Raw genomic sequence first — 25,524 nt, 5'->3', positions numbered from 1 at the left:
AACCCGGTCAGGGAGGGGCACGGGAACGACCGGCGGTTCGATCTTAGCAGGGAGGTCTGGCGTAATCGGTCATCTTCCGCTCTCCTTCCTTCAGATCCATGTATTCCCATCATAAGCCGGCGGATGGGAAAGGGTCAATTCACCTTTCGCTATTTTGTCACCAGAGCAACAAACGAACTTGTTTCTTGCCAAAAACTTATTAATAAAAGGTAAAAGTTGTAAATTTACCAGAACCAATTTATACTAATCTGGGACTACTCATTCTCAATAAGTACCAGGCAGGTGATACCTATGAACGAATCCGGCCGGAGGGGGGGCTCCCCTCCCGAGACATACACTCCCAAAGATAAAGCGATCGCCATCACCGCTATTGTCCTTATGATCGCATTCATTCTAGTCTTCGTGGCAGCAGCCGTATTCTTCCTGACCACGGGCACGTTCTACCTCCTCGGCATCGAATACGACTCCTGGCAGTCGGTCCTCGCCTTTATCGGGATAGGGTTCGTGTTCGACCTCGTGCTCGGCTTTCTGATCTTATGTCTCATCACCTGCTGTACCCTCATCTTTCCCTCCGCCCCGAAGTGGCAGGTAGCCGGGCTCACGCTGCTTCTCCACTTTACGTTCGATCTCCTCTCGCTGCATTATACGGACGAGTGGATGGACGGCGTGACGTTCGGCTCCGGCGCGGAGGTCGCCTTCGTTGCCTTGATGCTCGCCATAGACGGGCTGATCCCGGACAGCAAGAAAAAGGGCAGGACGGAGGACGGGGCCTCCGATGCACCGGTCTGAGCTTTTTTGCGCGGATGACAGCATTTGGGTGTCCATTCGGGCTGCAGGAATGAAACGGAGGACGTGCGCCGCACGTAATACGGGTATAACCGATTGCGAGGTGTCCAACATGTATCTTCTTGCCATTCTGCTGCCTCCCGTAGCCGTGCTCTTATCCGGCAAACCGTTCCAGGCGTTCCTTAATCTCATCCTTACCTTGTGCTTCTGGCTGCCAGGCGCCATCCACGCCTGTATGGTCGTCCACGAGAAAAAGCAAGACCGTCGTATGGAACGCATGCACCGGGAGTACCACAGATAATCTATCCCGGATCATCAGATTCTCACCAATAAGCGTTACGAAGAAGACCGGCTGCAGCGCAGACCGGTCTTCTTCGTGTATAGCCACCGCCCTCGATACCGGCGGCTTCGCCTATCCGTACAGTTCACGGGCGTCCTGCGGCAGCGTTCTTACATAGTTCAGATGGGCCGTTACTTTGCGGTCATCCTCGTGCGGGTAATCGCAGCCGAAGTGGTCCGCCACCTCTAATGCCGTTTCGCGGAACAGGCGGACCATCGCGAAGAGCGCCTCCCAGATGCGGTCGTCATCCCCGTCCGCATAAGTGCTTACGTAGGCCGCCCAGCGCTGCGGCTCCAGATGCTTCTCGAGATATTTGCCGGCCTTACCGGGGACGGCAGTGAACCCGCTCCGGACGCCGATATGCCACTCCAGCATCCGCACCAGCATATCCCGCACCGGTCGATCCATCATGTATTTGGCGTACGGCAGTTCGCGGCGCCACAGGCCTTTGGCTATGTAGGTGCTCACCCACCAGAACTCGTTGCAGCAGTGGGCGAACTGCTCCCGGCTTGGGGGCACAATGAGATAATCCCGGTCGCTCGGCGGCGGGAAGGGCTCCAGCGCCCCGTCTTTGTCGAGCAGCAGCACGCTCAGGCTGTCCCGCTCCAGCATCTTCTCCTGCCCGGCCGGACAGAGGGTCAGATCGATGCGGTTCCCATCGGCGAACTGCATCAGGAACGCAAAGCGGTTGTACTCGCCGGAAGCGTCCGGCTCTGTGTCCATGTCGTCCGGCGTCTGCATGATCATCATCTCGCCGAACCGCTGGATCCAGGTCCGGTCCCGGACGAACGCGCTGACCTCCCTGACGAAGAACACGATATCATAATCCTGGAACGGGTCCCGGGGCGCGGCAGGATTCACACGCGATCCGTTCATCACGACAGCCCGCACCCCGTCATGCTCCCGGGCTAGCCCCAGAATCGCCTCCATCATTTCTTGTTCGCTTCGCATCGTCACACCCCTCCGCTCAAGTTTACCGGTACTGCACCGTTCCTTTGTACACGAGCTCCCCGCTTTCCGGACTGCTGCGCCGCACCTCTTCGTGATAGGCCAGGTTGTATACCAGGATCACCGTGTTGTATGCCTCGCCCGAAGGACCGGGCAGCTCCCGGAAGGCCGGGAGAATCTCATCGTCATAGGAATGCCCGGCCAGTAAGACTTCGAGTGCCGCTTCAGGCGCCTCCTTGTAGTTCAACTCGATGAAGTCCGGGTCATACCGGAAAGCAAAATCCTGCTCGAATGAAGAGGGCGCATACTCCCCGTCCTCCGTATAGCTTCCTTCCACATACTGCCCTGCGGCTTCCTCCGAGCTGAAGGTACCGAGCCACAGGGATACGCGGGCCTCGTCCTTGAGTTCCCTGCCCATGTCTGTTCCTCCTCTGCTGTCCGGCAGCCCATTAATCTTCGCCTGCCGGCCGTACTTCCTTCGCTTCCACCGGCGCCTCTGCGACAAACGCCACGTCTTTCCACTGATGGACGACCTCCATATAGCTCCCTTTGGACTGGTCGTAGTAAATGTTCACGAAGGCCTTCGTACCCCTCTTGCGGTATCGGATCGATGCCTCTTGATCCGCGGAATACATCTCCTTCGAGAGTACCCGGAACCCGTCCGGCCCGAGGGTCAGCATGGAATACACACTGCCATTGCTCCCTTGCCGCTGGCCGACCGTGAATTCGGAGCGGCCGTCCTCGTTGTAATCGTCGAAGAGCAGCCGGAAGGGTGCTCCCTTGCGGAATCGCATCTCCCCGCCGCCGAAGGCCTCGTTCAGCGGGAACCGGTGGAGCTCTTGCCCGTCCGGGGCCGTCGCTACGGCCTCGAACGTACCGTAGAGGAAGGTGCCCTCATAGGCTCCGGGGTTCGCATCCGTCACTTCCCTGCCTCCGCTTATCTGGATACGGACAGTCTCCCGCATGCCGTCCCCATCCATATCGCTCTTGCCTTCGCCGATCACGATGCCTGCCAGCGCCGGATCCTCCGCCGGCTCCACTGCTGGTACGCCCGCCTCGTTACCAGGCTCCGGAGCGGCAGCTTGTCCCGCCTCCCCGTCATCTTGGCCGGGAGAAGCATACCGGTACACCGGCTGCTCCTCCCCTATATGCACCACTGCTCCCTCCGGATCAGGAGATGGGCTCCCCCTCCCGGGTGCGGCAGCCGACGCAGGCGTCGAAACGAAGCTGGCGGGCGGCTCAGGCACTCCTGGAGCTGCACCCGTCTGCGGGAAGCCCGATACAGCAAGCGCACTCCCGAGGAGCGCGGTGATCCAGATCCGATTCACAGCTTTTCTCTCCATTCGCCGTTTCTCTCCCTATGCGCCAGAGGAGCAACCCGTGAAACGGGGCTGCCCTGCTCCAAGTCCTTCCCGGGGCAAGAGACATTATCCGCCGAATCCGGCACCGCGTCACTCAGTTCAGCCTCCGCAGCGGCTCGCCGGCTAGAAAGGCATGAATGTCCTCGGCCGCCCCCTCGTAGAAGGTGCGGTAGTTGCGCCCTGTGACATAGCCGAGGTGCGGGGTCGTCAGCACGTTCGGCAGCGAACGGAAGACATCGTCCGCCGGCAGCGGCTCCTGCTCGTAGACATCGAGTCCGGCACCGGCGATCCACCCCTGCTGCAGGGCTTCGACCAGTGCCTCCCGGTCGATGATCGGGGCGCGGGACGTATTGATGAGATAGGCGGTGGAACGCATGCGCCGCAGCTCTTCCCTGCCGATGAGCCCTCTGGACCGGTCGCCGAGCACGAGGTGGATCGAGACAAAATCGCTGCTCTCCAGCAGCTCTTCCTTCGAAGCGGCGAGCTGTACTCCCTCTTCTTCGGCACGTTCCCGCGTCAGATTCGGACTCCAGGCGCATACTTCCATGCCGAAGGCCAGACCGACGCGGGCCACCCGGGAGCCGACCTTGCCAAGCCCGAGCAGACCGAGCCGCTTGCCGCTCAGGTCTACGCCGAGGGTGCTCTGCCACGGGCCGTTCGAACGCAGCGCCTGATGCTCCGGCACCAGATGGCGGGCGAGCCCCAGGATCAGCGCCCAAGTCAGCTCGGGGGTCGGCTCGGCATGCCCCGGGGTCCCGCAGACGACGACGCCATGCACCGAAGCGGCGGCGAGATCGATCGAAGCGTTGCGCATGCCCGTCGTCACCAGCAGCTTCAGCCGGGGCAGGCGGGCGAAGAGCGAAGCCGGGAACGGCGTCCGCTCCCGCATGATGACGATGATCTCGAAGCGCTCCAGCCTGGAGGCGAGCAGGTCCTCGTTCTCCTCGTGCTCATGGAAGGTCTCCACTTCCACCCTGTCCTCCAGGGCGGACCAGTCGGCGAGACGGTGTGCGAGCTGCTGGTAATCATCCAGTATGGCGCAGCGAAGTTTCATATCAAGGCAACCTCCATTATATGGATGTGAATTCGAAGTTATATGGAGAGGTTCGCCGGAACTGCGGCTTTTTCCTTCCCTCGATCAAAACTTAGTTCAGGCCATGGATTACGGGCCGAATCCAACCCAACGCATCGGTGAACTGGCGGTCTATCCAGGGTACGGCATAAAAGGGAAGTTGTCCCTAGCCTGTCACATCATCGGATCATCATTTCAAGACAATAGATTCAAGAGGTGCTATAATCCAACAATATATTCATTTATGGGGGATAGATATGAGCAGTGTTCAGGGAAATCATCAAACGGAAGAACAATCCGAGCGGCCGGCCATTGGAGGAGGACTTCTCTTTTTGGCCGTAATTTTACTACTTCTCCCATTCAATGTGCTAGCCTATTACAAGACCGACGTCTTACCTTTTTTTACAGGCGGTTCATTCTCCATCATGTTGGAGATGTCTCCCCTCTGGAGCTTACTGCTCCTCGTGGATCTCGTAGTGCTGCCTGCAGCCGCGCTGTTCTCACTGGTATTCATTGTCCTTATCTTCAAGAAACATCCCATCTTACCAAAGGCCACGGTCATCCTGTTCGCTACATTGGGTGTTCTCGCTGTATTTGATTATGGAGCAGACATCCTGATCGCTCAGTATGCTGACGCTACACTCAGAGAGGCAATTCATCTCCGAATCATTAAGCATATGTCCAAGATGCTCCTCTACAGCGTCCTATTGATTCCTTATGTTCTCTTCTCCAAAAGAGTTAAGGAAACGTTCCGTAAATGAAGATGGTTACCCGCTTAAGCAACGGTCTATAACCCAATACACCAAGAAGCCCGCCTCCCCTCATCGGGAAAAGCGGGCTTCTTGGTGCTGCAAACCTACAGCTCAGCCATGCTTACGTGCCGAACTGGGCCTGATGCAGCCGGCTGTACATGCCGCCGGCGGCGACGAGCTCCCGGTGCGGGCCTTCCTCGGCTACCCCGTCCTCCGTCACGACAATGATGCGGTCCGCATTCTTGATCGTGGCGAGGCGGTGGGCGATGACGAGCGTCGTGCGGCCGACCGACAATTCGGCCAGGGACTGCTGGATCGCCATCTCGGTGGCTGTGTCGAGCGCCGAGGTCGCTTCGTCGAGGATGAGGATCGGCGGGTTCTTCAAGAACATCCGCGCGATCGCCAGACGCTGCTTCTGGCCGCCCGACAGCTTCACGCCGCGCTCGCCGATCTGCGTCTGCATGCCGTCCGGCTGCTTGCGGATGAAGTCCTCGAGCTGGGCCCGGCGCGCCGCTTCCCAGATCTCATCGTCACTGGCTTCGAGCTTGCCGTAGGCGATGTTCTGGCGGATCGTGCCCTCGAAGAGGTACACCTCCTGCTGGACGATGCCGATCTGGGCCCGCAGCGACTGCAGCGTCATGCGGCGGATATCCATGCCGTCGATGGTGATACTGCCTTCGCTGCACTCGTAGAACCGGGGGAGCAGAGAGCAGATGGTCGTCTTGCCCGCACCCGAAGGCCCGACGAAGGCGACGGTCTCCCCTGCCCGGATGGACAGATTCAGTCCGTTCAGGATCCGCTTCTCGTGGTCGTAGCCGAACGATACGGACTGGAAGCGGATGTCTCCCCGCAGAGGACCTGCCGTTACCGCATCCGGCGCGTCGGCCACATCCGGCTCGGTGTCGAGGATGGCGCAGTACCTTTTGAACCCGGCGATGCCCTTGGGATAGCTCTCGATGACCGCGTTGATCTTCTCGATTGGCCGGAAGAACACGTTCGAGAGCAGCAGGAACCCGACGAACTCGCCGTAGGTCAGCTCCCCGCGGATGACGAACCACGTACCGCAGATCATCACGAAGATGGAGACGAGCCGCATCATCATGTAGGTGATCGACATGCTCTTCGCCATGAGCTTGTAAGCGAGCAGCTTCGTCAGCCGGTACTGCTGGTTCGTTCCCTTGAAGAGCTCCTTCTCGTACTCTTCGTTCGCGAACGCCTGCACGACGCGGATCCCGCCGATGTTATTCTCGACCCGCGTGTTGAATTCGCCCACATCGCCGAACAGCCGCTCATAGGTGCGGGTCATCTTGGAGCTGAAGTGGATCGCGAACCAGGCCATGAGAGGAATGATGATGAACGTCATGACCGCGAGCTTCCAGTTGATCGTGAGCATGAGGCCGAAGGCGCCCAGAAGGGTCATAATGGCAATGAAGACATCCTCCGGACCGTGGTGCGCAATCTCCCCGATCTCATTGAGGTCGTTCGTAATCCGCGTCATGAGCTGCCCGGTCTTATGATTGTCGAAGAACCGGAACGACAGCTTCTGGATATGATTGAACAGCTTCCTGCGCATATCCGTCTCGATATTGATCCCGAGCATATGCCCCCAGTAGGTGACGATATACTGCAGCGCGGTGTTCAGCACGTAGATGAACAGAAGCGCCGCGCAGGCCCACAGGATCAGCGTCCAGTTCTGGCCCGGGAGCAGCTTGTCCACGAACTGGTTGACCGCCAGCGGGAAGCCCAGCTCGAGCAGGCCCGCTAGGACAGCGCAGCCGAAGTCCAGGAGGAACAACCCCCGGTAGGGCCGGTAGTACGAAAAAAATCGGCGAAGCACACGCATCCCCCATTTCATAAAAAGTAATCCATTCCATTCATCCTACAACCGGAGCCGGTATTTGGCAATCGGGTCCCGGACTCCTGCCTGCGGAAGATCCGTATCGCGGAGCTCGGACTGGCCGCTTTCTTCGACGACGCCGCGCCTGCCTCCTTTACCTAAAAATTTCAAACTATTTTTGAAAAAAAATCCAATAAATCCATCGCCGGATGCGGACTGTCCATAAAAATCAACAACAAACCCAAATTATATTGCATATAACATTAAAAGAAAGCGTTTTATAATTGGTTGATATTAAAATAAAGGCCGCGCCTGATCGCCATGCCACAACGCGGCAAGGAGGAACGATCTCTATTCCAGCGAAAATCAAGAAGGCCGGACTCCGGCACCCGTATCATCATTCCACCGCCCCAAGGAGGCCGCGTATGAAACCATGGGCTTCAATGCTCGTACTGGCCGCGCTGCTCTCGTCGGCTTACACGCCCGCCGCTTATGCGGACAATCCCGTCATCAAGGACGCCTTCACCGGGGACCCGGCGGCGTTCGTGCACGGAGACAAGGTCTATCTCTACACCGGGCATGACGAAGCGGCAGCGAACGGCAATTTTTTTGCCATGAAAGATTGGCTGATCTTCTCCTCCACCGATATGGTCAACTGGACCAAAGAAGGTTCACTTGACCTGGGCACATTCGCCTGGGCGCAGCCGAATTCCGCTTGGGCCAGCCAATTGACCGAGAGGGACGGCACCTTCTACTGGTACGTCACGGTGCTCAATCAGGACGGTAACGGCTATTCCATCGGCGTCGCCACATCGGACAATCCGACGTCCGGCTTCAAGGACGCGCTCGGCAAACCGCTGGTGAGCAGCCCCATGACCCAGGCACCCGAGAGCATGGGCACCGCCCCGTGGGACGATATCGACCCGACCGTCTTCATTGACGATGACGGGCAAGCCTACCTGTATTGGGGCAATACGCACTGCTACTACGCCAAGCTGAAGCCGAACATGACCGAGCTCGACGGCGAGATTCACCGCGTAAGCATCAACAACATGGAAGGCACTTACACGGAAGCGCCTTGGATTCATAAGCACAACGGTACATACTATCTCTCCTTTGCCCACAACTACCCGGAGGAGCTCGCTTATGCGACAAGCAGTTCCCCCACCGGCCCTTGGGAGTACCGGGGACTCCTGCTCGATGCGCTGACACAGGACGGCAGCGATACGGCAGCCAGCAACACCAGCCACCAGGCCATCATCGATTTCAAAGGCAAGTCGTACCTGGTGTATCACAACAGCGCTCTGCCGACCGGCGGGCAGTACCGGCGCTCGGTCGCCATCGACCGCCTGTATTACAACGCGGACGGCACGATCCGCCAAGTCATTCCGACGTCCACAGGGCTGGACGGGACCGCACACAAGATCGAATCCTACAACCATACGGGCCGATACATACGTCATTACAACCGCGATGTGCGGATGGATCCCATAGACCGGTCGATACAGGATTCCAAATGGTACATGGTACCCGGCCTGGCGGATGCAGGCACCGGCTATGTATCGCTGCAGTCCGTGGACCGGCCTGGCTACTATCTGCGTCACAAGGACGCAGGCGTCGTGCTAGAGAAGCATGACGGCACCCCCGCATTCGCCCAGAGCGCTACATTCCGGGTAACGGCAGGCCTTGCCGACGGGTCGTTCTCTTCCTTCGAGGCTTATTCCCTGCCGGGTCATTATCTGCGCCACGCCGGCACTCTGCTTAAGGTGGAGCCGGTGAGCGGTGCGGCAGCTCAAGGCGATGCCACGTTCCGCACTGCAGCGGCGGACGTCCAGGGTGTCTCGCTGGACAAGCAGTCGGTCGTCCTTCAGAAGGGGACCGATGCGGTGCTGACAGCTGTCATACGGCCGGCTTCCGCGCTGAACGGCAGAATCTCGTTCACTTCGAGCGATCCGGCGGTGGCGGAAGTCGGCACCCCGGTCCTTCACCCCGAGAGCGGTACGGCAACGATCACGGTAAGCGCCAAGTCCCCAGGGAACGCGCAGATCACAGCGCTGACCGAGGAGGGGCAATTCGCGGCTTCTGCGGACGTTAAGGTAGAGGCGGCCAGCACAGCGGGCGCGATCGAGCAGGTGAAGATCGGCGTAAGCGCTGCGGAGCAGAAAGTGACCATCGAAGGGCGGGCGGCTTCCGGCGCAGGCAGCGAGATTGCCGTCCGTGTCACCAGGCCCGACGGCACCCTCGATTATCTCGACCAGGCGACGAGCGGCGAGAGCGGAAGCTTCGCGTTCGGCTACACGCTGGCAAGTCCCGTACAGGGCGAGTACAAGGTGGCTCTCGGAGCGGCGGATGTCGCCGAGCCGCTGGCAGCGAAATTCGCGTACACGCCTGTCGCAGACGGCAATGGCGGCGGCGACAGCGACAGCGGCAGCGGCAGCGACAGCGGCAGCGGTAGCGGCAGCGGTAGCGGCAGCGGTAGCGGTAGCGGCAGCGGTAGCGGCAGCGGTAGCGGCAGCGGTAGCGGCAGCGGCAGCGGCAGCGGCTCCGACAGCGACAGCGACAGCGACAGCGACAGCGACAGCGACAGCGACAGCGACAGCGGCAGCGGCGGCAGCAGCGGCGGCAACGGCAGCGACAGCGGCGGCAGCGGCGGCAGCGGCGGCAGCGGCGGCGGTAGCGGCAGCGGCTCCGGCAACGGCAGCGGCAGCGGCAGCGGCAACGGCAGCGGCAGCGACAGCGGCAGCGGCGGCAGCAGCGGCGGCAACGGCAGCGACAGCGGCGGCAGCGGCGGCAGCGGCGGCAGCGGCGGCGGTAGCGGCAGCGGCTCCGGCAGCGGCGGCGGTAGCGGCAGCGGCTCCGGCAGCGGCAATGGCGGCGGAGACAGCGACAGCGGCAGCGGCAACAGCAGCGGCAGCGGCGGCAGCGGCAGCGGCGGCAGCGGCAGCGGCTCCGGCAGCGGCAGCGGCTCCGGCAGCGGCAGCGGCGGCACGCCAGCGGCCCCGGTGTTCAGCGACGTGACCGAGGGCTATGCCTGGGCGCAGGAGGCGATTAAGGCATTGGCGGCCCAAGGCTTCATCCAGGGCACGTCCGAGACGACCTTCGAGCCCGGCAAGCCGGTAACCCGGGCCGACTTCATCACCCTGCTCATGAGAGTCTTCGGCTTGCAAGGGACCACGCAGACCGGCGGCTTCGAGGATGTGCTGCCCGGAGACTATTACTATGAAGCCGTCAACCTGGCCCATTCCCTTGGCCTGACAGATGGCGTCGGCGGGAACCGCTTTGATCCGCGGGCCGAAATCTCGCGTCAGGACATGATGGTGCTGATCGCAAGAGCCTTGAAGACGGTGAAGAAGACGGAGCTGGCCGGCAGTTCCGATGACTTGAGCGGATTCGCCGACGCGGCGGACGTGTCCGATTATGCTGCAGAGAGCACGGCGGCTCTGATCAAGGAAGGCATCATCGAGGGCAGCGGCGGCGCTATCCACCCGCGCAGCAGCGCAACCCGGGCGGAGACAGCGGTCATGCTGCACCGCATCTGGACCAGCCATTTGACGACAAAGAAGAACTAAGGGGGCAATCACGTGCGACTGCATCAAAAACTCGTCTCATGCTTCACAGCGTTCACGCTGCTGGCCGCCCCGTTCACTGCACTGCCGCTGCCGCAGGCATCCGCGGCAGGCACGGATGACGGCCTCCTGCTCCGCTACGCGTTCGATGACGCCCCGGGCTCTCGGACCGCAGCGGACAGCTCCGGCGGCGGACATACCGGCGAGCTTGCCGGCGAAGCGGTCATCACCGCTTCGGAGAAAGGCGGCGCCGTCGATCTCAGCGGCTCCGAAGCTTATGTCAAGATGCCGGCCGGCATCCTGGACGGCTTGACGGACCTCACAGTCTCGGCCTGGGTATACATGGACACGGCGAAACCTTGGGCCTCCCTTTACAGCTTCGGCAATTATAAGGACAGCACGAACGAAGCTTTCTCGGGACTGAACTTCGCCCCGGTCAACGACGCGGCGAAGAGTTCGCTGGAACTGTTCAAGACCGGCTTCGCCAGCAATCAGTCCCTGACCCTGGAACCACTGCCGGCGAAGTCCTGGAAGCATGTCACCACCGTCATCTCTGGCTCCCGGCATACAAACTCGCTCTATGTGGACGGTGTGCTCCAAGGGACGCTGACCGGCATGAATGCCCTGCCGGGCGACATTGTCAGCACGTATAACTACATCGGCTATGCCCAGTTCCCTTGGGAACACGGTGCCGGCAAAGGCCTCGACGGCAAAATCGCGGACTTCCGCCTCTACGGCCGGGCTCTCGGCTGGGAAGACATCCGGGCACTCGCCGGGGCTTCTACGGCGGCGTTATCCGTCGATACCGCCGAAGTCAGCACGACGGCAGGGGTCGCTCCCGTTCTTCCTTCCACCGTCACGCTGCGGCTAGCCGACGGCAGTACGGAAGCCGTGCCCGTTCAATGGGACAGCGTGCCGGCCGATGCCTATGCTACTGAAGGCACCTTCACGGTCAGCGGCACCGCAGAGGGGACGGCGCTTCCGGCGGAGACCCGCGTCACGGTCCTCGGCGAGCTGCGGATCGTCTCGGCGGAGCCCGTCCGCGTCATTACGGCGGCGGGCAGCGCTCCCGTACTCCCTTCCGTGGTGACCGCCGTGTATAACAACGGAGCCACATCCGTAGTACCTGTGACCTGGGCGGCGATCGAGCCTGCATTATATGCGGAGCCCGGACGCGAGTTCACCGTGAAGGGCAGCCTCGGCGGAACGACGGTCGAAGCCGAAGCGGTGGTAACCGTGTCGGGAGGCATAACGGAAAGTCTCATAACATGGTACAAGTTCGACGAGCTGAACGGCACGACGGTGCCGGACGCTTCCGGACACGGCAAGAATGCGACCGCCGTGAACGGACCCTCCTTGACGACGGTGAAGGAGAAAGCGGCTCTGGATTTCGACAACACCAAGAAGCAGTATGTGCAGCTTCCGGCAGGCATCATGAGTACGCTGGATGATTTTACACTGGCGACCTGGGTATACATCGACTCCAAGACCGGCGATTGGACCCGGATCTTCGACTTCGGGACGGGCGTCAGCGCAGGCAAAATGTTCCTGACGACGAACCTGCGCTACGACATGGAAGGCAGCATCGCCGATGCGACGTCAAGCGCCCCGAAGGCCGGGGCATGGACGCACGTGGCCGTCACCAAATCCGGCACCGCCTACACGATCTATGTTAACGGAACCGCGGCGGCTTCGGGTACGTCCACGAAGAAGCCTTCTGATTACGGGGCCACAGCCTACAACTATATCGCCAAATCGAACTGGACAGCCGACCCTTACCTCGACGGCAAGCTGAGGGACTTCCGGATCTACAATAAGGCCCTCCCCCAGCAGGAGGTCGCAGGCATCGTCACCGCCTCTTACTCCGATCAAGAGGCGGTCACCGCAGCCAAGGAAGCGCTCAGCCTTGGGGATACGACCCAGGTTGTCTCCGACCTGGAGCTGCCTGAAGGGGCGGACAACGGGGTCCGCGTCACTTGGACCTCCGACAAGCCGGCCATCCTCTCTTCCGCAGGCAAGGTGACCCGTCCGGCCAAGAACGAGCAGGATGCGGTCGTGACGCTGACAGCAGAGCTCAGCCGCGGCGGATACACCGATACACAGACGTTCCAAGTTAACGTGCTCGCGGACAGCATCGTCTCGGTGGACGAAGTCCGGGTAACGACAACCAAAGACTTCCCGCCAGTGCTGCCGGACAAGGTAACGGTCCGCCACTATGACGGCCATAAGGTTGAATTGCCCGTAACTTGGGAGCGGCTGCCGCTGGACAAACTGTCCGGCCTCGGTACGTTCCAGTTGAACGGTACGGTCTTCAGTACGGCCATTCCCGCCGCCGCCCAGATCCGTGTAGCGGATCTCGTCAGCGTCGACGAGGTGCAGGTAAGCACGACCGCGGGAAGCGCACCCGAGCTTCCCGCGAAGGTGACTGCCAGGTACAGCGACGGGACTTCCGCGGAGCTTGGGGTCACGTGGGACGAGATTCCGGCCGGCGCTTATGACCAGTCCGGCGTCTTCTCGGTGCAAGGCTCGGCCGTCGTGCAGTCCTATGACAACCCGCTCATCGAGCAGCGGGCCGATCCGCACATCATGAAGCATACGGACGGCTACTACTACTTCACCGCCTCCGTACCCGAATATGACCGCATTGTCCTGCGCAGAGCCAAATCCCTTCAGGGGCTCGCCGAAGCGGAGGAAGTGACCGTCTGGCAGAAGCATGCGTCCGGCGAGATGGGCGCGCATATCTGGGCGCCGGAGATTCACTATATCGACGGCAAGTGGTACATCTACTTCGCGGCCGGGAGCAAGGAGGAGATCTGGAAGATCCGTCCGTACGTCCTCGAATGCGCGGATGCCAACCCGCTCACAGGCACATGGATCGAGAAAGGCATCATAGGGAAGCCGGCTTCCAATACCGCTTCCTTCACCGACTTCTCCCTGGACGCCACCACGTTCGAACATAACGGACAGCGCTATCTCGTATGGGCCCAGAAGGAGAACGGCCCTTCCAACCTGTACATCGCCCCGATGAGCAATCCGTGGACAGTCTCGGGCGATCAGGTGCTGATCTCCACACCGGACTACGCCTGGGAGCGCCAGGTGTACTGGGTGAACGAAGCGCCGAGCGTTCTCAAGCGGAACGGCAAAATCTTCATCTCGTTCTCGGCCAGCGCGACGGACGACAACTATGCCATGGGTCTGCTTACCGCTGCGGACACGAGCGACCTGCTCGATCCGGCTTCCTGGACGAAGTCGCCGGAGCCTGTGCTGGTGAGCAGCGAGGCGGCAGGCCAGTATGGCCCGGGCCATAACTCCTTCACGGTCGCCGAAGACGGAACGACGGACGTGCTCGTCTACCATGCCCGTCCTTACAAGGATATCGAAGGCGACCCGCTCTATGATCCGAACCGGCACACCCGCGTGAAGCGGCTCGCCTGGAAACCGGACGGTACGCCGGACTTCGGAGCACTTGCGGCCGGCAAGTCCGCAGGCCCGGCGGTACCAGTCACGGCGCGGATCACGGTCGCAAGCGAGGCTCCCTACACGGTGCAGACCGCATTCAATGCGGACCGTCTCACCGCAGGCGGGAAGCTTGAGGCGTCCGTGACACTGGCGGACCGCAAGGGGACCGGGGGAACGCTTCTGGCCGTGATGGCGCTCTATAACGGCGGAGGGACCCTGGTAGACTCGGCCTACGTGCCGGTGAACCTGACGGGCACAGATGGGGATACGGCGAAGCTGGGTCTCACCCTGCCTCTGGACGTGACAGGCCACAAAGTCAAAGTGTTCGTCTGGGATGGAAGCACTCCGGACGACTCCCTCCTGAAGCCTGCCGCGCCGCCGGCCATTCTTCAGCCATAGAGGGATGCCGGAGCGGCAGCCCGATCATCCAAACAAGATAAACGGCTTCGCCGTCCTGTAGGCGATGCGCGTTTATAAGAAATACAAGATTACGGGATCGAGCTCTGGCGAGATATACATTCTATATAAGACGCAATTAAGATTATAACCTTAAGAGTAGTCGATCAATTGTCATCAATGGATGCTTGTTGATTCGCTTCATGAACTGACCTACATGTAACTTGATTCGATAAAACTTTTCAAAAAACACATTGTTAACGACGTCTGCCTTTAGCCATAGCCACAATCCTTCCACCGGATTTAAGTTCGGGCTGTACGGCGGTAGAAAGACAAGTTGTAGACGAGTATGCTTTTTCAAAAAAGGCTGCAGTGCCGCTGCATGATGAATGCGGCTATTATCCAGAATGATTGCGATCTTTCCCTGTGGATACGCAGCAAGCAGATCTTCCAGGAACCGTATCCAAGCTGCTACATCCGCTGTTTCTTCTTCTCGATGATGTACTTGTCCGGTTTCATAATTGATCGCTCCAAATAACTTGGCACCTTCATGCTTCCCGTACGTTGGCACTCTGCGCTGTCTTCCGCGCGGAAACCAGCTATATTGCAACGCTTGATAAGAACGAATCATCGATTCGTCTTCGAACAGCAGGTGATCAATATCCTCTTCTTCAACCCGTTCCTTGAGCCGGGCGAAGGTGTGTTTCCGGAAATAAGTTTGCTCTTCCTTGTCAGCTTTAGCCAGTGTATAAGTGGCTTTGGTAAAGCTGAAGTTCATCCGTTTGAGCATCGCGCTGATGCCACGAACGCTAATCTCTTGGCCAAATTCACGCTGAATCCACTCGGCTACCAGGGGCAATGTCCAGGTATAGCGGGCTTCAAAGCCAACATCGGCCGGCTGCTTCTGCTCCAGCATCGCTGCCAGCTGCTGCCTCTGTTCTTCGGTCAGTTTGGGCGGCTGCCCAGGGGAATGATCCATCTCTAGGCCTGCGATCCCTTGTTTTTGATAGCTTTGCCAATAGCTGCTGATCGTTTGGCGAGCGCGGCCAAGCCATTGACCGATTTCCACGAAGGAGTGACCTTCCAGATGAAGGCGCACGGCCAGATATCTCTCGTACAACCGTTTTTCTGAAGTTTCTTTCATGGCTTCATTCAAGCGTTCGATCTCTGTTGACGTCTTATCCATCTTCATCGCCGCCTCAGGTGTTTTACTAATAATTACCCATACCAGCGGCATGTTACGTTGTTAAATGCGTCTTATATAGTATGATATAAATACTAATATTTTAAAGAAGCAGGCCCGAAGGATCTCGTTCCTTCGGGCCTGCTTGTATTCGTGTGATTACCGGCTCCGCTCCGCGCCTCCGAGCTTCATGCCCACCCGGAGAAGCCGGCACAGCCTTGCTGCCGCTTCTTCCACCAGCACGGGAGCCGAGGCGATGCACTCCTGGAGCGGCATGGGCCCGGGGACGATGCTCATCAGGGCACCGATCCCCTGCTCCAGCACATCCCCGCTGCCCGGCCCGAGGCTGCCGGAGAGACAGACCACCGGCACCCCGTACTGCCGGGCGATCTGCGCTACGCCTACGGGCGCCTTGCCGAAGGCCGTCTGGGCGTCGGTGGCTCCCTCGCCCGTAATGACGAGATCGGCCCCCTGCAGCTTCCGCTCGAACTCCGCCGCCTCAAGCACGAGCCGGATGCCCGGCGTAAGCTCCGCCTCCGTGAAGTACAGCAGCCCGGCCCCGAGGCCCCCCGCCGCTCCCGCGCCCGGAAGCTCGGCCGCCTGACGGCCCGCCGCCCGGTGTGCGGCTTCGGCGAACCGCTGCAGCGCGGAGTCCAGCTGCGCCACCATCTCCATCGAGGCCCCCTTCTGGGGACCGAACACAGCCGAAGCGCCGCGCGGTCCGCACAGCGGGTTGTCGACGTCGCACGCGACGCGGATGGCGCATTCGGCGAGGCGCGGATCCAGGCCCGCCGCATCGATGCGGGCCAGCCTTGCCAGCGCCGCGCCGCCCTGCGGCAGCTCCTCCCCCGCCCCGTCGAGGAAGCGGACGCCGAGCGCCTGCAGCAGCCCGGCACCGCCGTCATTGGTGGCGCTGCCGCCGAGGCCGATGATGAGCTTGCGCACTCCGTGCTCCAATGCCGCTCGGATCAGCTCTCCCGTTCCGTAGGTCGTGGTGAGCGCCGGGTTGCGCCGGTCTGCGGGCACGAGCGGGAGTCCGGAGGCCGCGGCGGTTTCAATCACGCCGGTGCGCCCGTCCCCGAGCAGCCCCCAATACGCTTCGACGGGTTCGCCGAGCGGGCCCATTACGCGCTCCCGGAGCAAGCGGCCGCCGGAGGCCGTGACCAGCGCCTCGGCGGTACCCTCCCCGCCGTCCGCGACAGGCACCTTGTCCACCTGCGCTTCCGGGAAGACGGACAGGACGCCCTTCTCGATCGCGCCGGCTGCCTCCAGGGCGGAGAGGCTTCCTTTATAAGAATCGGGGGCAGCTATGATCCGCACATGATTCACTCCGATCAATAAATTCTGGATACGTTCTCAATTCGAGACGGATCCCCCCTGTTCCTGCCCTTCCCCCAAATGAAATAAGACGCTCCCCGCTCCGCCCGGGGCGGAGAAGGAACGCCTATAGGTGGAGCTGCAGCCCCTTGCTGCCTGACGCTAAGAACCTCGCAACACGGCAGGCGCTCACCTGCTGCCGAACCGCATACATTCCTTCAGAACGCTTTCTTCAAATTCAAGCCGTGCAGCGATGGCAGGACGACGACCTTCTGTTTGCCGGATACGAGTCCGAATACGTCCCTGTTCTTGTACTTCTCCCGATAGGTGTACACCCACATTTTCTTCGCTTCGTCGAAGCCAAGATACTGCATATACTGAATTCTTTGCTGCAAATCCTGGACCGTCATCATCTATTATTCCCCCTTGGCGGCTGTGTTGTGCTGCAGGTCGGTCGCGATAGCACCTGGACTCTCTTGGCTCTCTTCTATCTTTCCATTGAATCTGTTACTAAAGGATATACGGAAGGATGCGTTAGTTTGAGGGGGCCCGCCACGGTATTCTTCACTTCCATATTTCTACACCCGGCGAGCGCCGAAGGCGACAGGGACCTCTGTCCTCCCGGAATTAACCCTTGTACATTCATGGATCCGCGGTTCTCAAGCGTTGTAACCCCTTCCGCTCCAGCCCCCTATCACGGGAAACTTCTATCTTTTTGGAATTATTTTTCTTTTTGGGAGAGCCTCGACACGATTTGCTAGAATATGATATTATGGGATTCTTGATAAAGTGGTAACGCACTAAAGCAAGGAAATGAAATGATAATTCGAGACAGTAGCATAATTCGTTAAAGGTGGTTTTTCTTGTGAAGAAACGTTTGGCAGCCATGGGACTCATATTAACAGCCGCATTCTCGATTCTGGCCGGATGCTCCGGCTCCGGCGGCTCCGCAGGCGCGGACAAGAAGCTCGTCATCGGGATCGACGACAAGTTCGCCCCGATGGGCTTCCGCGATGAGAAGAACGAGATTGTAGGATTCGATATCGACTATGCGAAGGCCGCAGCCCAGAAGATGGGCAGCGAGGTGGAATTCCAGCCCATCGACTGGAATACCAAGGAATCCGAGCTGAAGAGCGGCAGGATCGACCTCATCTGGAACGGCTATACGATCAACGAGACGCGCAAAGCCCAAGTGCTGTTCACTAAGCCTTACCTCAAGAACGCGCAGGTCGTCGTAACACTCGCGAAGTCGAACCTGACCAAGCTGGATGAGCTGGAAGGAAAAACGGTCGGCCTGCAGTCCCAATCCTCCGCGGGAGAAGCCCTGGATGCGAATCCTGCCGTGAAATCCAAGATCAAGACGGTGACGGAGTACAAGGATAACGTGCTCGCCCTGACCGATCTTAAGATCGGCCGGATCGATGCGGTCATCGTCGACGAAGTCGTCATCAATTATTACATGGCCAAAGAGAAGGAATCGTTCAAAATCCTGAGCGAATCCCTGGCTCCCGAAGAATACGGCGTAGGAGTGAAGAAAGGCAACGAAGCCCTGCTGCAGAAGCTCCAGAAGGCGCTCGACGAGTTGAATCAAGACGGCACGGCCGCCAAAATTTCGCAGAAGTGGTTCGGCGGAGACAAGGTCCTGAAGTAAGGGTGAAGCTTCACAACAAATGAATGATGATCAGCAGAACGGATTTCTTCCCGGAAATCCTGTTTTGTTTTTTGGGGGAGTTCTTTCATGTCCGCAGGGGATTATATCTCGATGATTAAGCCTATGCTCGAAGGGGCGCAGATGACGGTGCTGTTGTTCCTGATCGCCATCGCGCTGTCCATTCCGCTGGGCTTCGCACTCACGCTTGCCGTCCAAAGCAGCATCAAGCCGCTCTCGGCGCTGGCTCACGGTTATATCTATATTATGCGCGGCACGCCGCTGCTGCTGCAGCTGCTCTTCATCTGCTTCGGCCTCCCGATGATTCCGGTCATCGGCGAATTCCTCGTGTTCGACCGGTTCACCGCGGCGTGCATCGGCTTCATCCTGAACTATGCGGCCTACTTCGCCGAGATCTTCCGCGGCGGATTGCTCGCTATCGACAAAGGGCAGTACGAGGCCTCGCAGGTGCTGGGCTTGAGCAAGTGGCAGACGACCACGCGCATTATTCTGCCTCAGATGTTCCGCGTCGCCCTGCCCTCCGTATCCAATGAGTCAATTACGCTCGTCAAGGATACCGCCCTGCTCTACGCCGTAGCCGTACCCGAGCTGCTGCACTATGCCCAGACGGTGGTCAACCGCGACTTTACCATCGTTCCGTTCTTCTTCGCGGGTATCATCTATCTAATCTTGACCCTGGTATTAACCGCGCTCTTCAAATGGCTGGAGCGGCGGTTCAAATTCGAATAAAGGAATGGCGCACGTGGCTATCATTGAAGTATCCGCCCTCAAAAAATCATACGGCACACTCGATGTGCTGAAGCAGATCACCTTCGATGTCAATAAGAACGATGTCGTTGCGGTCATCGGCCCCTCCGGTTCCGGCAAGAGCACGATGCTGCGTTCGCTCGTCCATCTGGAACAGATCAACGACGGGTCAATCCGTGTGGCAGGGGAAGATCTGGTGAAGGACGGGATCTATTCGAAAGGACAGGAAATTAAGCGGATCACCGCCAAGATGGGCATGGTGTTCCAGCATTTCAACCTGTTCCCGCACCTGACCGTGCAGGAGAATCTGGAGCTCGCCCCCCGCCTCGTGCAGGGGGAGCCGGCCGCCGCATTGCGCCGCCGCAGCAGCGAGCTGCTCGAGAAGGTAGGCCTCACCGGCCGGGCGGACGCGTATCCCGCCAAGCTCTCGGGCGGCCAAAAGCAGCGCGTAGCCATCGCCCGGGCGCTGATGATGAACCCCGAGATCCTGCTCTTCGACGAGCCCACCTCGGCCCTCGACCCCGAGCTCACGGGCGAAGTGCTCCAAGTCATGAAGAGCCTCGCAGAGGAGCACATGACGATGATCGTCGTCACTCACGAGATGGGCTTCGCCCGGGAAGTCGCCAGCCGCGTCCTCTTCATGGACAACGGCGAGATCATCGAATCGGGCCCGCCCGAACAGCTTTTCGGCAGCCCGCAGCACGAGCGGACGAAGGCATTCTTGAACCGGAGCTATCAGTAGAACAGCCCCTGATCCCCCGGAGCCTCCAGTTTCTGATATTTCAATCGAAAGACCACCTCAGTGAAATGACACTGAAGTGGTCTTTTTGGGTGGGGGTTCCAGCTGCCGCTGCATTAGGACTGCCCCCGCATAGAACTCACTGCTCCCCCATAATCTCCCCAAGCCCTTCGCGCAGCCATGCGTTCGCCAAGGCGATCGCGCCGCGGGCAGCCGCCGTGTCGGCGAGGGCATTGAGCATCACGAAGTCATGGATGGTCCCTTGGAAACGGGCGGCCGTCACGCGCACGCCGGCTTCGCGCAGCTTGTTCGCGTAGGCTTCGCCTTCGTCCCGCAGCACATCCGCCTCGCCGGTGATGACAAGTGCGGGCGGCAGGCCCTCCAACTGTTCGGTGGTAGCGCGCAGCGGCGAGGCCGTGATCTCGGCGCGCTGCTCTTCATCCTTCGTATACTGATCCCAGAACCACATCATCGCATCCCGCCGCAGGAAGTAGCCTTCGGCGAATTCGCGGTAGGACTCCGTATCGAACGAAGCATCCGTTACGGGGTAGAACAGCAGCTGCTGGCGGATCGCCGGGCCTCCGCGCTCTTTGGCCATGAGGGTAACCGCCGCCGTCATATTGCCCCCCACGCTGTCCCCCGCCACCGCAAGGCGATTCGGATCGAGGCCCAGATCCCGCCCGTTCTTCGCGACCCACTCCACTACGGCATACACTTCTTCAATGGCCGTAGGATATTGGGCCTCCGGGGACAAGCTGTAGTTAGGGAAGACGACGGCCGCTTGGACGCCTACGGCAAGCTCGCGGATCAGCCTGTCATGCGTATGGGCGTTGCCGAATACCCAGCCGGCTCCGTGGGTATACACGATGACCGGCAGCGTCTTCGGGGCATCCACAGGACGCAGAATCCGAACGGAAACCGTGCCTTCCGGTCCGCCATCGATTGTCCGGTCTTCGATGTCGACAGGCAGCTTGTGCACCTCGCCGGACTGCACTTCATCCACTTGAGCCCGTCCCTTTTCGGGGCCGAGATCGAAGAGATACGGCGGCTTGGCCGTGTCCTCCGCAAACTTCTGGGCCTTGGCTTCCAGCCGAATGTTCTTAGCCATTGATATCCACTCCTCGCGATTCGTATCCTTCCTAAGGGCTTACACTTCCTTCCATTACCCTTATTGGTATGGCGGCTAATCAGACAGCCCCGCCACCCGGCCTAAGCAACGAACAAAAAAAGACTCGCCGCGGCGAGTCCTCTACAGTGACATTTTTGGAAGTAAAAGAGAATGAACGGGGCAGATTTATACGCGCTTGGCCCCTACGTACTTGCGGCCCCAATAACCGGTGGTAATACTCGCGATGGAGACGCCGGAAGAACTCGCCGACGAGATAAATTGACCGTTGCCGGTATAGATGCCTACATGGGATACCCGTCCGCCTTCGGCAAAAAAGACAAGATCGCCGGCCTGCAGATCCGTAACGACGCTGCCCGCCGACTGATACATCTCCACGGAGGTGCGGGGAAGGCTGACTCCCTTTTGACCAAACACATAGCCGACATATCCGGAGCAGTCAAAACCGCCCGGCGAGCTGCCGCCCCAAGCATACGGCGTGCCCAAGTATTGGTACGCGCTCTGCAGGATAGCGGACTGCAGAGGCTGCGGTTGGGCTTGCGCCTGGGCCTGCAGTTTCGCCTCGGCCTGCTGCTTGTACCAGGCTGGGGCATGATACTGCCCGTCTTCGTTAATGATCGCGATCCGGTTATCCGCATCCCACTGAATCCGGTATCCGAAGGTTTCGGAGACGAACCGCAGAGGAAGATATACGCTGCCAGAGATGAATTGCGCCGGAGAGTCCAACTCGACCCGCTTGCCATCGACTTCCGCATAGCGGGAGGCGGTCTGCAGCGAAATCTTCTCATTCTTATTGATGAGCGTCACGTTTATGACCTCGCCCTTCTTCTCCCAGCTGACCTGATATCCTAGTTCCTCCGTCAAAGTACGCAGCGGAATCTGCATTTGATTGGAAGGATCGATAAAAGGCTGGGCTTCCGGAAAAGAGACAAGGCTGTCATTGATTTGGATTTTGACATTCGCAGCCGCCTCGGCTGTCCCAGCATGAAGCACCCCAAACAGTCCGGCGGCAGAAAAAGCGCACGACAAAAGAAGCTTTCGATAAAAACGACGATTCAAATTCATTCCTCCTGCGGCCTCCGAGGTTAGTTGACGGATTCGGAAGAGGCTGCTCCCTAGTTCGATTTCTCGAACATTCACCCCATTTGAAAGAATCCCCCGTACCAGATCTTCTGCTGAACTGGATTCGGCCTGTATTTTTTTTATAAGACTAGCACAGCCATTACGTATAGTACCAACCATGAAACAGGTTTTTTCCTAATATATTCCTTATATCGACGGATTTTTCGATTTTCGACACACTTTTACCAATATATAGAACAAAAAAAATAGATTGGCAGCGGCTAGGCCTGCCAATCTATCATGGTGTCAGTTGTGGGGATATGGGAGCAAGAAGATTGAATCTCCGGCGGCCCGGCGCTATTCTCAGCCGTGCCCCCGGCTCAGACGCCCGCAGCCTTGGCGCTTCTGCCCTATGGCGTCGTCGTCCCGGCTCCAGCCGGCTTGTCCGCCTGCGCATCGCCTGCTGCCGGGCCTGCGGCCTCTTCTGCCGGCTTACCGCTGCCCGCCGTCTGCGCCGCCGGCTCATCTGCGCCCGGCTGCGCTGTGGCGCCGCTCCCCGCTCCGCTCCCGGGCTGCGCCGTACTCCCGCCGGGCTGCGCCTCACCGCCCGCCACACCGGTGCCGCCCGCCCCCGCCTCCGCTCCGCCGCCTGCTGCCGCCCCGCCTGCTGCCGTGTCCGGCTCCGACGGGGCGCTCCCGCTTGGCGTGCCGCCCTGCGGAGCGGGAGCGGACTGCCCTGCCGGCGCCGGCTGCCCGCCGGCCTGTCCCCCGGCAGCGTCCGCCCCGGCAGGCGGGGCTTGGCCTTGCTCGCCCTGCGGCTGGGCCGCAGGAGCCCCTCCGGGAGCGGCAGCAGCCGCCGGTGCCGTACTTCCCGCAGCTTCCTGCCCCGGTGCGGCGGCGGCCGTTCCCGTCTGTGCCTGCTCGGTGCCGCCGGACTTCTCCCCATATCTTGGCGCTTTGTCTCCGTTGATCCGTTTGCGTCCCCCGGCGAAAGCTCTATACTTCTCCGGCTTCTCGAAAGCCGTCACGGACACATCCAGCAGAGCGCGGCTCACGACCTCTTTGAACAAGGACGCGGGATACTTGCCTCCGGTGGTCGTCAAATAATGGTCCTTGTTCGTCTTCTCGTAGCCCAGCCAGACGGCCGCCACGATCTCAGGCGTATAGCCGACGAACCAAGCGTCCTTCGAGCCGTCAATTTGGTTGCCCCGGCGGTCCTTGAATTCCGGCGTGTCCGGGAGCTGGGTTGTCCCCGTCTTGCCTGCGACCGGCCTCTCCATCCTTGCGGCGCGCCCGGTGCCCTCCGTCACGACCTTCTCGAGCATCTTCGTCATCGTATACGCCGCGCTCGGATCCAGCATCGGCTCCAGCGCCGGCTGCACCTCCTGGCCGACGAGCTTGCCCTGCGCATCCGTAATTTTGCGGATCGCATATGCCTTGGCCAGATTCCCGCCGTTCGCGAACATCGTGTACGCCTGCGCCATCTGAAGCGGCGACGTGCCCTGGCTCATGCCGCCAAGCGCAATCCCGAGCGTGCGGTCCGCCTCCTGCATCGGCAGTCCCGCCTTCTTCGCGAAGTCCAGCCCCCGGTCGATCCCGATCTCCTTCAGCATGGCGACAGCCGGGATATTGTAGGATTCCACGAGCGCTTCCTCCAGCGTGACCCAGCCGTGAAGCTGCTTCTTATAATTGGCAGGCGTATACCCGCCGCCAAAATCCGTCTCGGTATCGTAGATCTGATCCCGCGGTCCATACCCCGCAGCCAGTGCCGGCGCATAGACAATCAGGGGTTTGATCGTCGAGCCGGGCTGGCGCTCGTTCTGCGTGGCATAGTTGAACTCCCGGAATTTGGGCTCGGGATTACGGGAACCTACAATCCCGAGCACCGCTCCACTCTTCGGCTCCATGAGCACAATGCCGCTCTGCAGACCTCCCTCATCCTCGGGGAAGAACTCCGGATTCCGCATCACCTCTTCGGCCGCCTTCTGTACCTTGGGGTCGAGATTCGTATGGATATGCAGTCCGGAGGACAGAATCTGCTGCTCCGTCAAGCCGTACTTTTGGGAAGCTTCGTTAATGACATGGTCGATGTAGGAAGGATAGATTCTGGCCGTCTGCTGTGCGGCAGGAGGAGCGAGCTTGATCTCTTCCCGCATAGCCTCGTCACGCTGCGCAGCCGTAATCTTGCCCTGCTCAGCCATGAGGGAAAGAACCAGATTCCGGCGCTCCTTGGACGCCTCCGGTCTCGCGACAGGCGAATAATTCGTGGGGGATTTAGGGATGCCGGCGAGCAGCGCGCTCTCGGACAAGGTCAGCTGGGAAGCCTCCTTGCCGAAGTACGTTTCGGAAGCGCGCTGCAGCCCCCAGGCCCCTTCGCCGAAATAGATGTGATTGAGATACATCTCCATGATTTGGTCCTTGCTGTATGTATGTTCGATCTTCAGCGATGCCACGGCTTCCTTCAGTTTGCGCTCATAGGTCTGCTCCGGGCTGAGCAGCATGGTCTTGGCCAGCTGTTGTGTAATCGTGCTGCCGCCTTCCACCGTATGGCCGGACTTCAGATTCTGGTAGAGCGCACGGGCAATCCCCTGGTAATCCAGCCCATGGTGCTCGTAGAACCGCGCATCTTCGACGGCGGTTACGGCATCCAGCAGCGTTGCAGGGAATTCGCTCAAGGGCCTATACTCCATCCGCGCGTTCGTAAGCTCCGCCATCACCGCGCCGCTGCGGTCATAGAAAAAGGTCGACCGCGCCGGCTCCTTATCGAGCAGCGAAATGTCCGTACTGCGGTACATATCCCGGTAAGTCTTATAGCCCCAGCCGAGTCCGCCGACGCATGCCACGGCAAGCACCGACCCCAGGACCAGCAGGATCGTTTTTATAAGAGACGTTTTTTTCTTAGGCTGCTCTTCCGGCTTTTGAGAAGGATTCATGCTGTATTCCCCGTCCTTACCTTTTTTCAGGCTTATTACCCGAAGGAGCGAGGAGGGAAACAAGCGGGGATATCAAGCTTCCCGCAGGGGGCACGGAACCGTCCTCTGCCCGGCGGATCTGTGCTACAATCAAGACAAACGGCTTCGCCGTCCATTAAAGGACGATGCGCGTTTATAAGAAATATGAGATTACAGAATCGAACCTGGTGAGATATATATTCTTAGATTTGA

At 59.8% G+C, this 25,524-nt stretch carries 20 protein-coding genes and 1 riboswitch; of the genes, 8 read left to right on the top strand and 12 right to left on the bottom strand.

What is annotated here, in order from left to right; translation table 11 throughout:
- The first annotated feature begins 291 nt into the window (after positions 1-291).
- Both O9H32_RS03235 and O9H32_RS03230 read left to right on the top strand, forming a co-directional pair.
- Complete coding sequence (locus tag O9H32_RS03235; protein WP_269864377.1) at positions 292-789, top strand: regulatory YrvL family protein; 498 nt, start codon at positions 292-294, stop codon at positions 787-789.
- Between the two features lie 109 nt (positions 790-898).
- Positions 899-1,087 (top strand): YqaE/Pmp3 family membrane protein, encoded by a 189-nt coding sequence (locus O9H32_RS03230; protein ID WP_406627249.1) that lies wholly within the window; start codon positions 899-901, stop codon positions 1,085-1,087.
- 111 nt (positions 1,088-1,198) lie between these two features.
- On the opposite strand, the gene O9H32_RS03225 is transcribed toward O9H32_RS03230, so the two are convergent.
- From O9H32_RS03225 to O9H32_RS03210, 4 genes are all read right to left on the bottom strand, one after another.
- Entirely contained in the window at positions 1,199-2,077 is an 879-nt protein-coding gene (locus tag O9H32_RS03225) for an aminoglycoside 6-adenylyltransferase (RefSeq protein WP_269864374.1), read from the bottom strand.
- Between the two features lie 22 nt (positions 2,078-2,099).
- Entirely contained in the window at positions 2,100-2,492 is a 393-nt protein-coding gene (locus tag O9H32_RS03220) for an immunity 22 family protein (RefSeq protein WP_269864373.1), read from the bottom strand.
- Between the two features lie 31 nt (positions 2,493-2,523).
- On the bottom strand, positions 2,524-3,417 hold the full coding sequence (locus tag O9H32_RS03215) for a hypothetical protein (protein WP_269864372.1): 894 nt from the start codon (positions 3,415-3,417) through the stop codon (positions 2,524-2,526).
- A 112-nt stretch (positions 3,418-3,529) separates the two neighbouring features.
- Entirely contained in the window at positions 3,530-4,489 is a 960-nt protein-coding gene (locus O9H32_RS03210) for a D-2-hydroxyacid dehydrogenase family protein (protein ID WP_269864371.1), read from the bottom strand.
- A gap of 275 nt (positions 4,490-4,764) precedes the next feature.
- Here O9H32_RS03210 and O9H32_RS03205 point away from each other — a divergent pair, with 275 nt between their 5' ends.
- Positions 4,765-5,268 (top strand): DUF2569 family protein, encoded by a 504-nt coding sequence (locus O9H32_RS03205; protein ID WP_269864370.1) that lies wholly within the window; start codon positions 4,765-4,767, stop codon positions 5,266-5,268.
- A 112-nt stretch (positions 5,269-5,380) separates the two neighbouring features.
- Here the strand turns inward: O9H32_RS03205 and O9H32_RS03200 are convergent, their stop codons facing one another.
- Together O9H32_RS03200 and O9H32_RS03195 are read right to left on the bottom strand one after the other, a co-directional pair.
- Positions 5,381-7,096 (bottom strand): ABC transporter ATP-binding protein, encoded by a 1,716-nt coding sequence (locus O9H32_RS03200; RefSeq protein ID WP_269864884.1) that lies wholly within the window; start codon positions 7,094-7,096, stop codon positions 5,381-5,383.
- Positions 7,097-7,138: 42 nt separating this feature from the next.
- Positions 7,139-7,267, bottom strand: coding sequence for a hypothetical protein (locus O9H32_RS03195; RefSeq protein ID WP_269864369.1), 129 nt, complete (start codon positions 7,265-7,267; stop codon positions 7,139-7,141).
- A gap of 254 nt (positions 7,268-7,521) precedes the next feature.
- Here O9H32_RS03195 and O9H32_RS03190 point away from each other — a divergent pair, with 254 nt between their 5' ends.
- Both O9H32_RS03190 and O9H32_RS32755 read left to right on the top strand, forming a co-directional pair.
- Entirely contained in the window at positions 7,522-10,665 is a 3,144-nt protein-coding gene (locus O9H32_RS03190) for a family 43 glycosylhydrolase (protein ID WP_269864368.1), read from the top strand.
- A gap of 12 nt (positions 10,666-10,677) precedes the next feature.
- A complete protein-coding gene (locus O9H32_RS32755; protein ID WP_319946919.1) occupies positions 10,678-14,520 on the top strand; it encodes a family 43 glycosylhydrolase in 3,843 nt (1,280 codons plus the stop codon).
- A gap of 142 nt (positions 14,521-14,662) precedes the next feature.
- Here O9H32_RS32755 and O9H32_RS03175 read toward each other — a convergent pair whose 3' ends face one another.
- The 3 genes from O9H32_RS03175 to O9H32_RS03165 form a co-directional block, all read right to left on the bottom strand.
- Positions 14,663-15,703 (bottom strand): IS630 family transposase, encoded by a 1,041-nt coding sequence (locus O9H32_RS03175; RefSeq protein WP_269864883.1) that lies wholly within the window; start codon positions 15,701-15,703, stop codon positions 14,663-14,665.
- 156 nt (positions 15,704-15,859) lie between these two features.
- Positions 15,860-17,020, bottom strand: coding sequence for a glycerate kinase (locus O9H32_RS03170; protein ID WP_269864367.1), 1,161 nt, complete (start codon positions 17,018-17,020; stop codon positions 15,860-15,862).
- A 215-nt stretch (positions 17,021-17,235) separates the two neighbouring features.
- The gene (locus O9H32_RS03165; RefSeq protein ID WP_269864366.1) at positions 17,236-17,430 is read right to left on the bottom strand and encodes a hypothetical protein; all 195 of its coding nucleotides are present in this window, start codon (positions 17,428-17,430) and stop codon (positions 17,236-17,238) included.
- A 473-nt stretch (positions 17,431-17,903) separates the two neighbouring features.
- Between O9H32_RS03165 and O9H32_RS03160 the strand changes: the two genes are divergently transcribed.
- From O9H32_RS03160 to O9H32_RS03150, 3 genes are all read left to right on the top strand, one after another.
- Entirely contained in the window at positions 17,904-18,668 is a 765-nt protein-coding gene (locus O9H32_RS03160; protein ID WP_269864882.1) for an amino acid ABC transporter substrate-binding protein, read from the top strand.
- An 87-nt stretch (positions 18,669-18,755) separates the two neighbouring features.
- Entirely contained in the window at positions 18,756-19,415 is a 660-nt protein-coding gene (locus tag O9H32_RS03155; protein ID WP_269864365.1) for an amino acid ABC transporter permease, read from the top strand.
- 13 nt (positions 19,416-19,428) lie between these two features.
- Positions 19,429-20,175, top strand: coding sequence for an amino acid ABC transporter ATP-binding protein (locus O9H32_RS03150; RefSeq protein WP_269864364.1), 747 nt, complete (start codon positions 19,429-19,431; stop codon positions 20,173-20,175).
- 136 nt (positions 20,176-20,311) lie between these two features.
- Here the strand turns inward: O9H32_RS03150 and O9H32_RS03145 are convergent, their stop codons facing one another.
- From O9H32_RS03145 to O9H32_RS03135, 3 genes are all read right to left on the bottom strand, one after another.
- Positions 20,312-21,280, bottom strand: a complete 969-nt coding sequence (locus O9H32_RS03145; protein WP_269864363.1) for an alpha/beta hydrolase — start codon at positions 21,278-21,280, stop codon at positions 20,312-20,314.
- A 186-nt stretch (positions 21,281-21,466) separates the two neighbouring features.
- Positions 21,467-22,357, bottom strand: coding sequence for a C40 family peptidase (locus O9H32_RS03140; protein WP_269864362.1), 891 nt, complete (start codon positions 22,355-22,357; stop codon positions 21,467-21,469).
- Positions 22,358-22,500: riboswitch (cyclic di-AMP (ydaO/yuaA leader) on the bottom strand.
- A gap of 270 nt (positions 22,501-22,770) precedes the next feature.
- A complete protein-coding gene (locus O9H32_RS03135) occupies positions 22,771-25,293 on the bottom strand; it encodes a transglycosylase domain-containing protein (protein ID WP_269864361.1) in 2,523 nt (840 codons plus the stop codon).
- Positions 25,294-25,524: the final 231 nt, after the last annotated feature.

It is taken from the genome of Paenibacillus caseinilyticus, assembly GCF_027533645.1.
Lineage (GTDB): Bacteria > Bacillota > Bacilli > Paenibacillales > NBRC-103111 > Paenibacillus_G > Paenibacillus_G caseinilyticus.
The sequence above is the reverse complement of the archived record's forward strand: the minus strand, read 5'-3'. Positions and strand labels throughout refer to the sequence as shown.

Coding starts and splice junctions, on each gene's coding strand:
- O9H32_RS03235 (WP_269864377.1), top strand. CDS start 292: ATGAACGAATCCGGCCGGAGGGGGGGCTCCCCTCCCGAGACATACACT.
- O9H32_RS03230 (WP_406627249.1), top strand. CDS start 899: ATGTATCTTCTTGCCATTCTGCTGCCTCCCGTAGCCGTGCTCTTATCC.
- O9H32_RS03225 (WP_269864374.1), bottom strand. CDS start 2,077: ATGCGAAGCGAACAAGAAATGATGGAGGCGATTCTGGGGCTAGCCCGG.
- O9H32_RS03220 (WP_269864373.1), bottom strand. CDS start 2,492: ATGGGCAGGGAACTCAAGGACGAGGCCCGCGTATCCCTGTGGCTCGGT.
- O9H32_RS03215 (WP_269864372.1), bottom strand. CDS start 3,417: ATGGAGAGAAAAGCTGTGAATCGGATCTGGATCACCGCGCTCCTCGGG.
- O9H32_RS03210 (WP_269864371.1), bottom strand. CDS start 4,489: ATGAAACTTCGCTGCGCCATACTGGATGATTACCAGCAGCTCGCACAC.
- O9H32_RS03205 (WP_269864370.1), top strand. CDS start 4,765: ATGAGCAGTGTTCAGGGAAATCATCAAACGGAAGAACAATCCGAGCGG.
- O9H32_RS03190 (WP_269864368.1), top strand. CDS start 7,522: ATGAAACCATGGGCTTCAATGCTCGTACTGGCCGCGCTGCTCTCGTCG.
- O9H32_RS03175 (WP_269864883.1), bottom strand. CDS start 15,703: ATGGATAAGACGTCAACAGAGATCGAACGCTTGAATGAAGCCATGAAA.
- O9H32_RS03165 (WP_269864366.1), bottom strand. CDS start 17,430: ATGATGACGGTCCAGGATTTGCAGCAAAGAATTCAGTATATGCAGTAT.
- O9H32_RS03160 (WP_269864882.1), top strand. CDS start 17,904: ATGGGACTCATATTAACAGCCGCATTCTCGATTCTGGCCGGATGCTCC.
- O9H32_RS03155 (WP_269864365.1), top strand. CDS start 18,756: ATGTCCGCAGGGGATTATATCTCGATGATTAAGCCTATGCTCGAAGGG.
- O9H32_RS03145 (WP_269864363.1), bottom strand. CDS start 21,280: ATGGCTAAGAACATTCGGCTGGAAGCCAAGGCCCAGAAGTTTGCGGAG.
- O9H32_RS03135 (WP_269864361.1), bottom strand. CDS start 25,293: ATGAATCCTTCTCAAAAGCCGGAAGAGCAGCCTAAGAAAAAAACGTCT.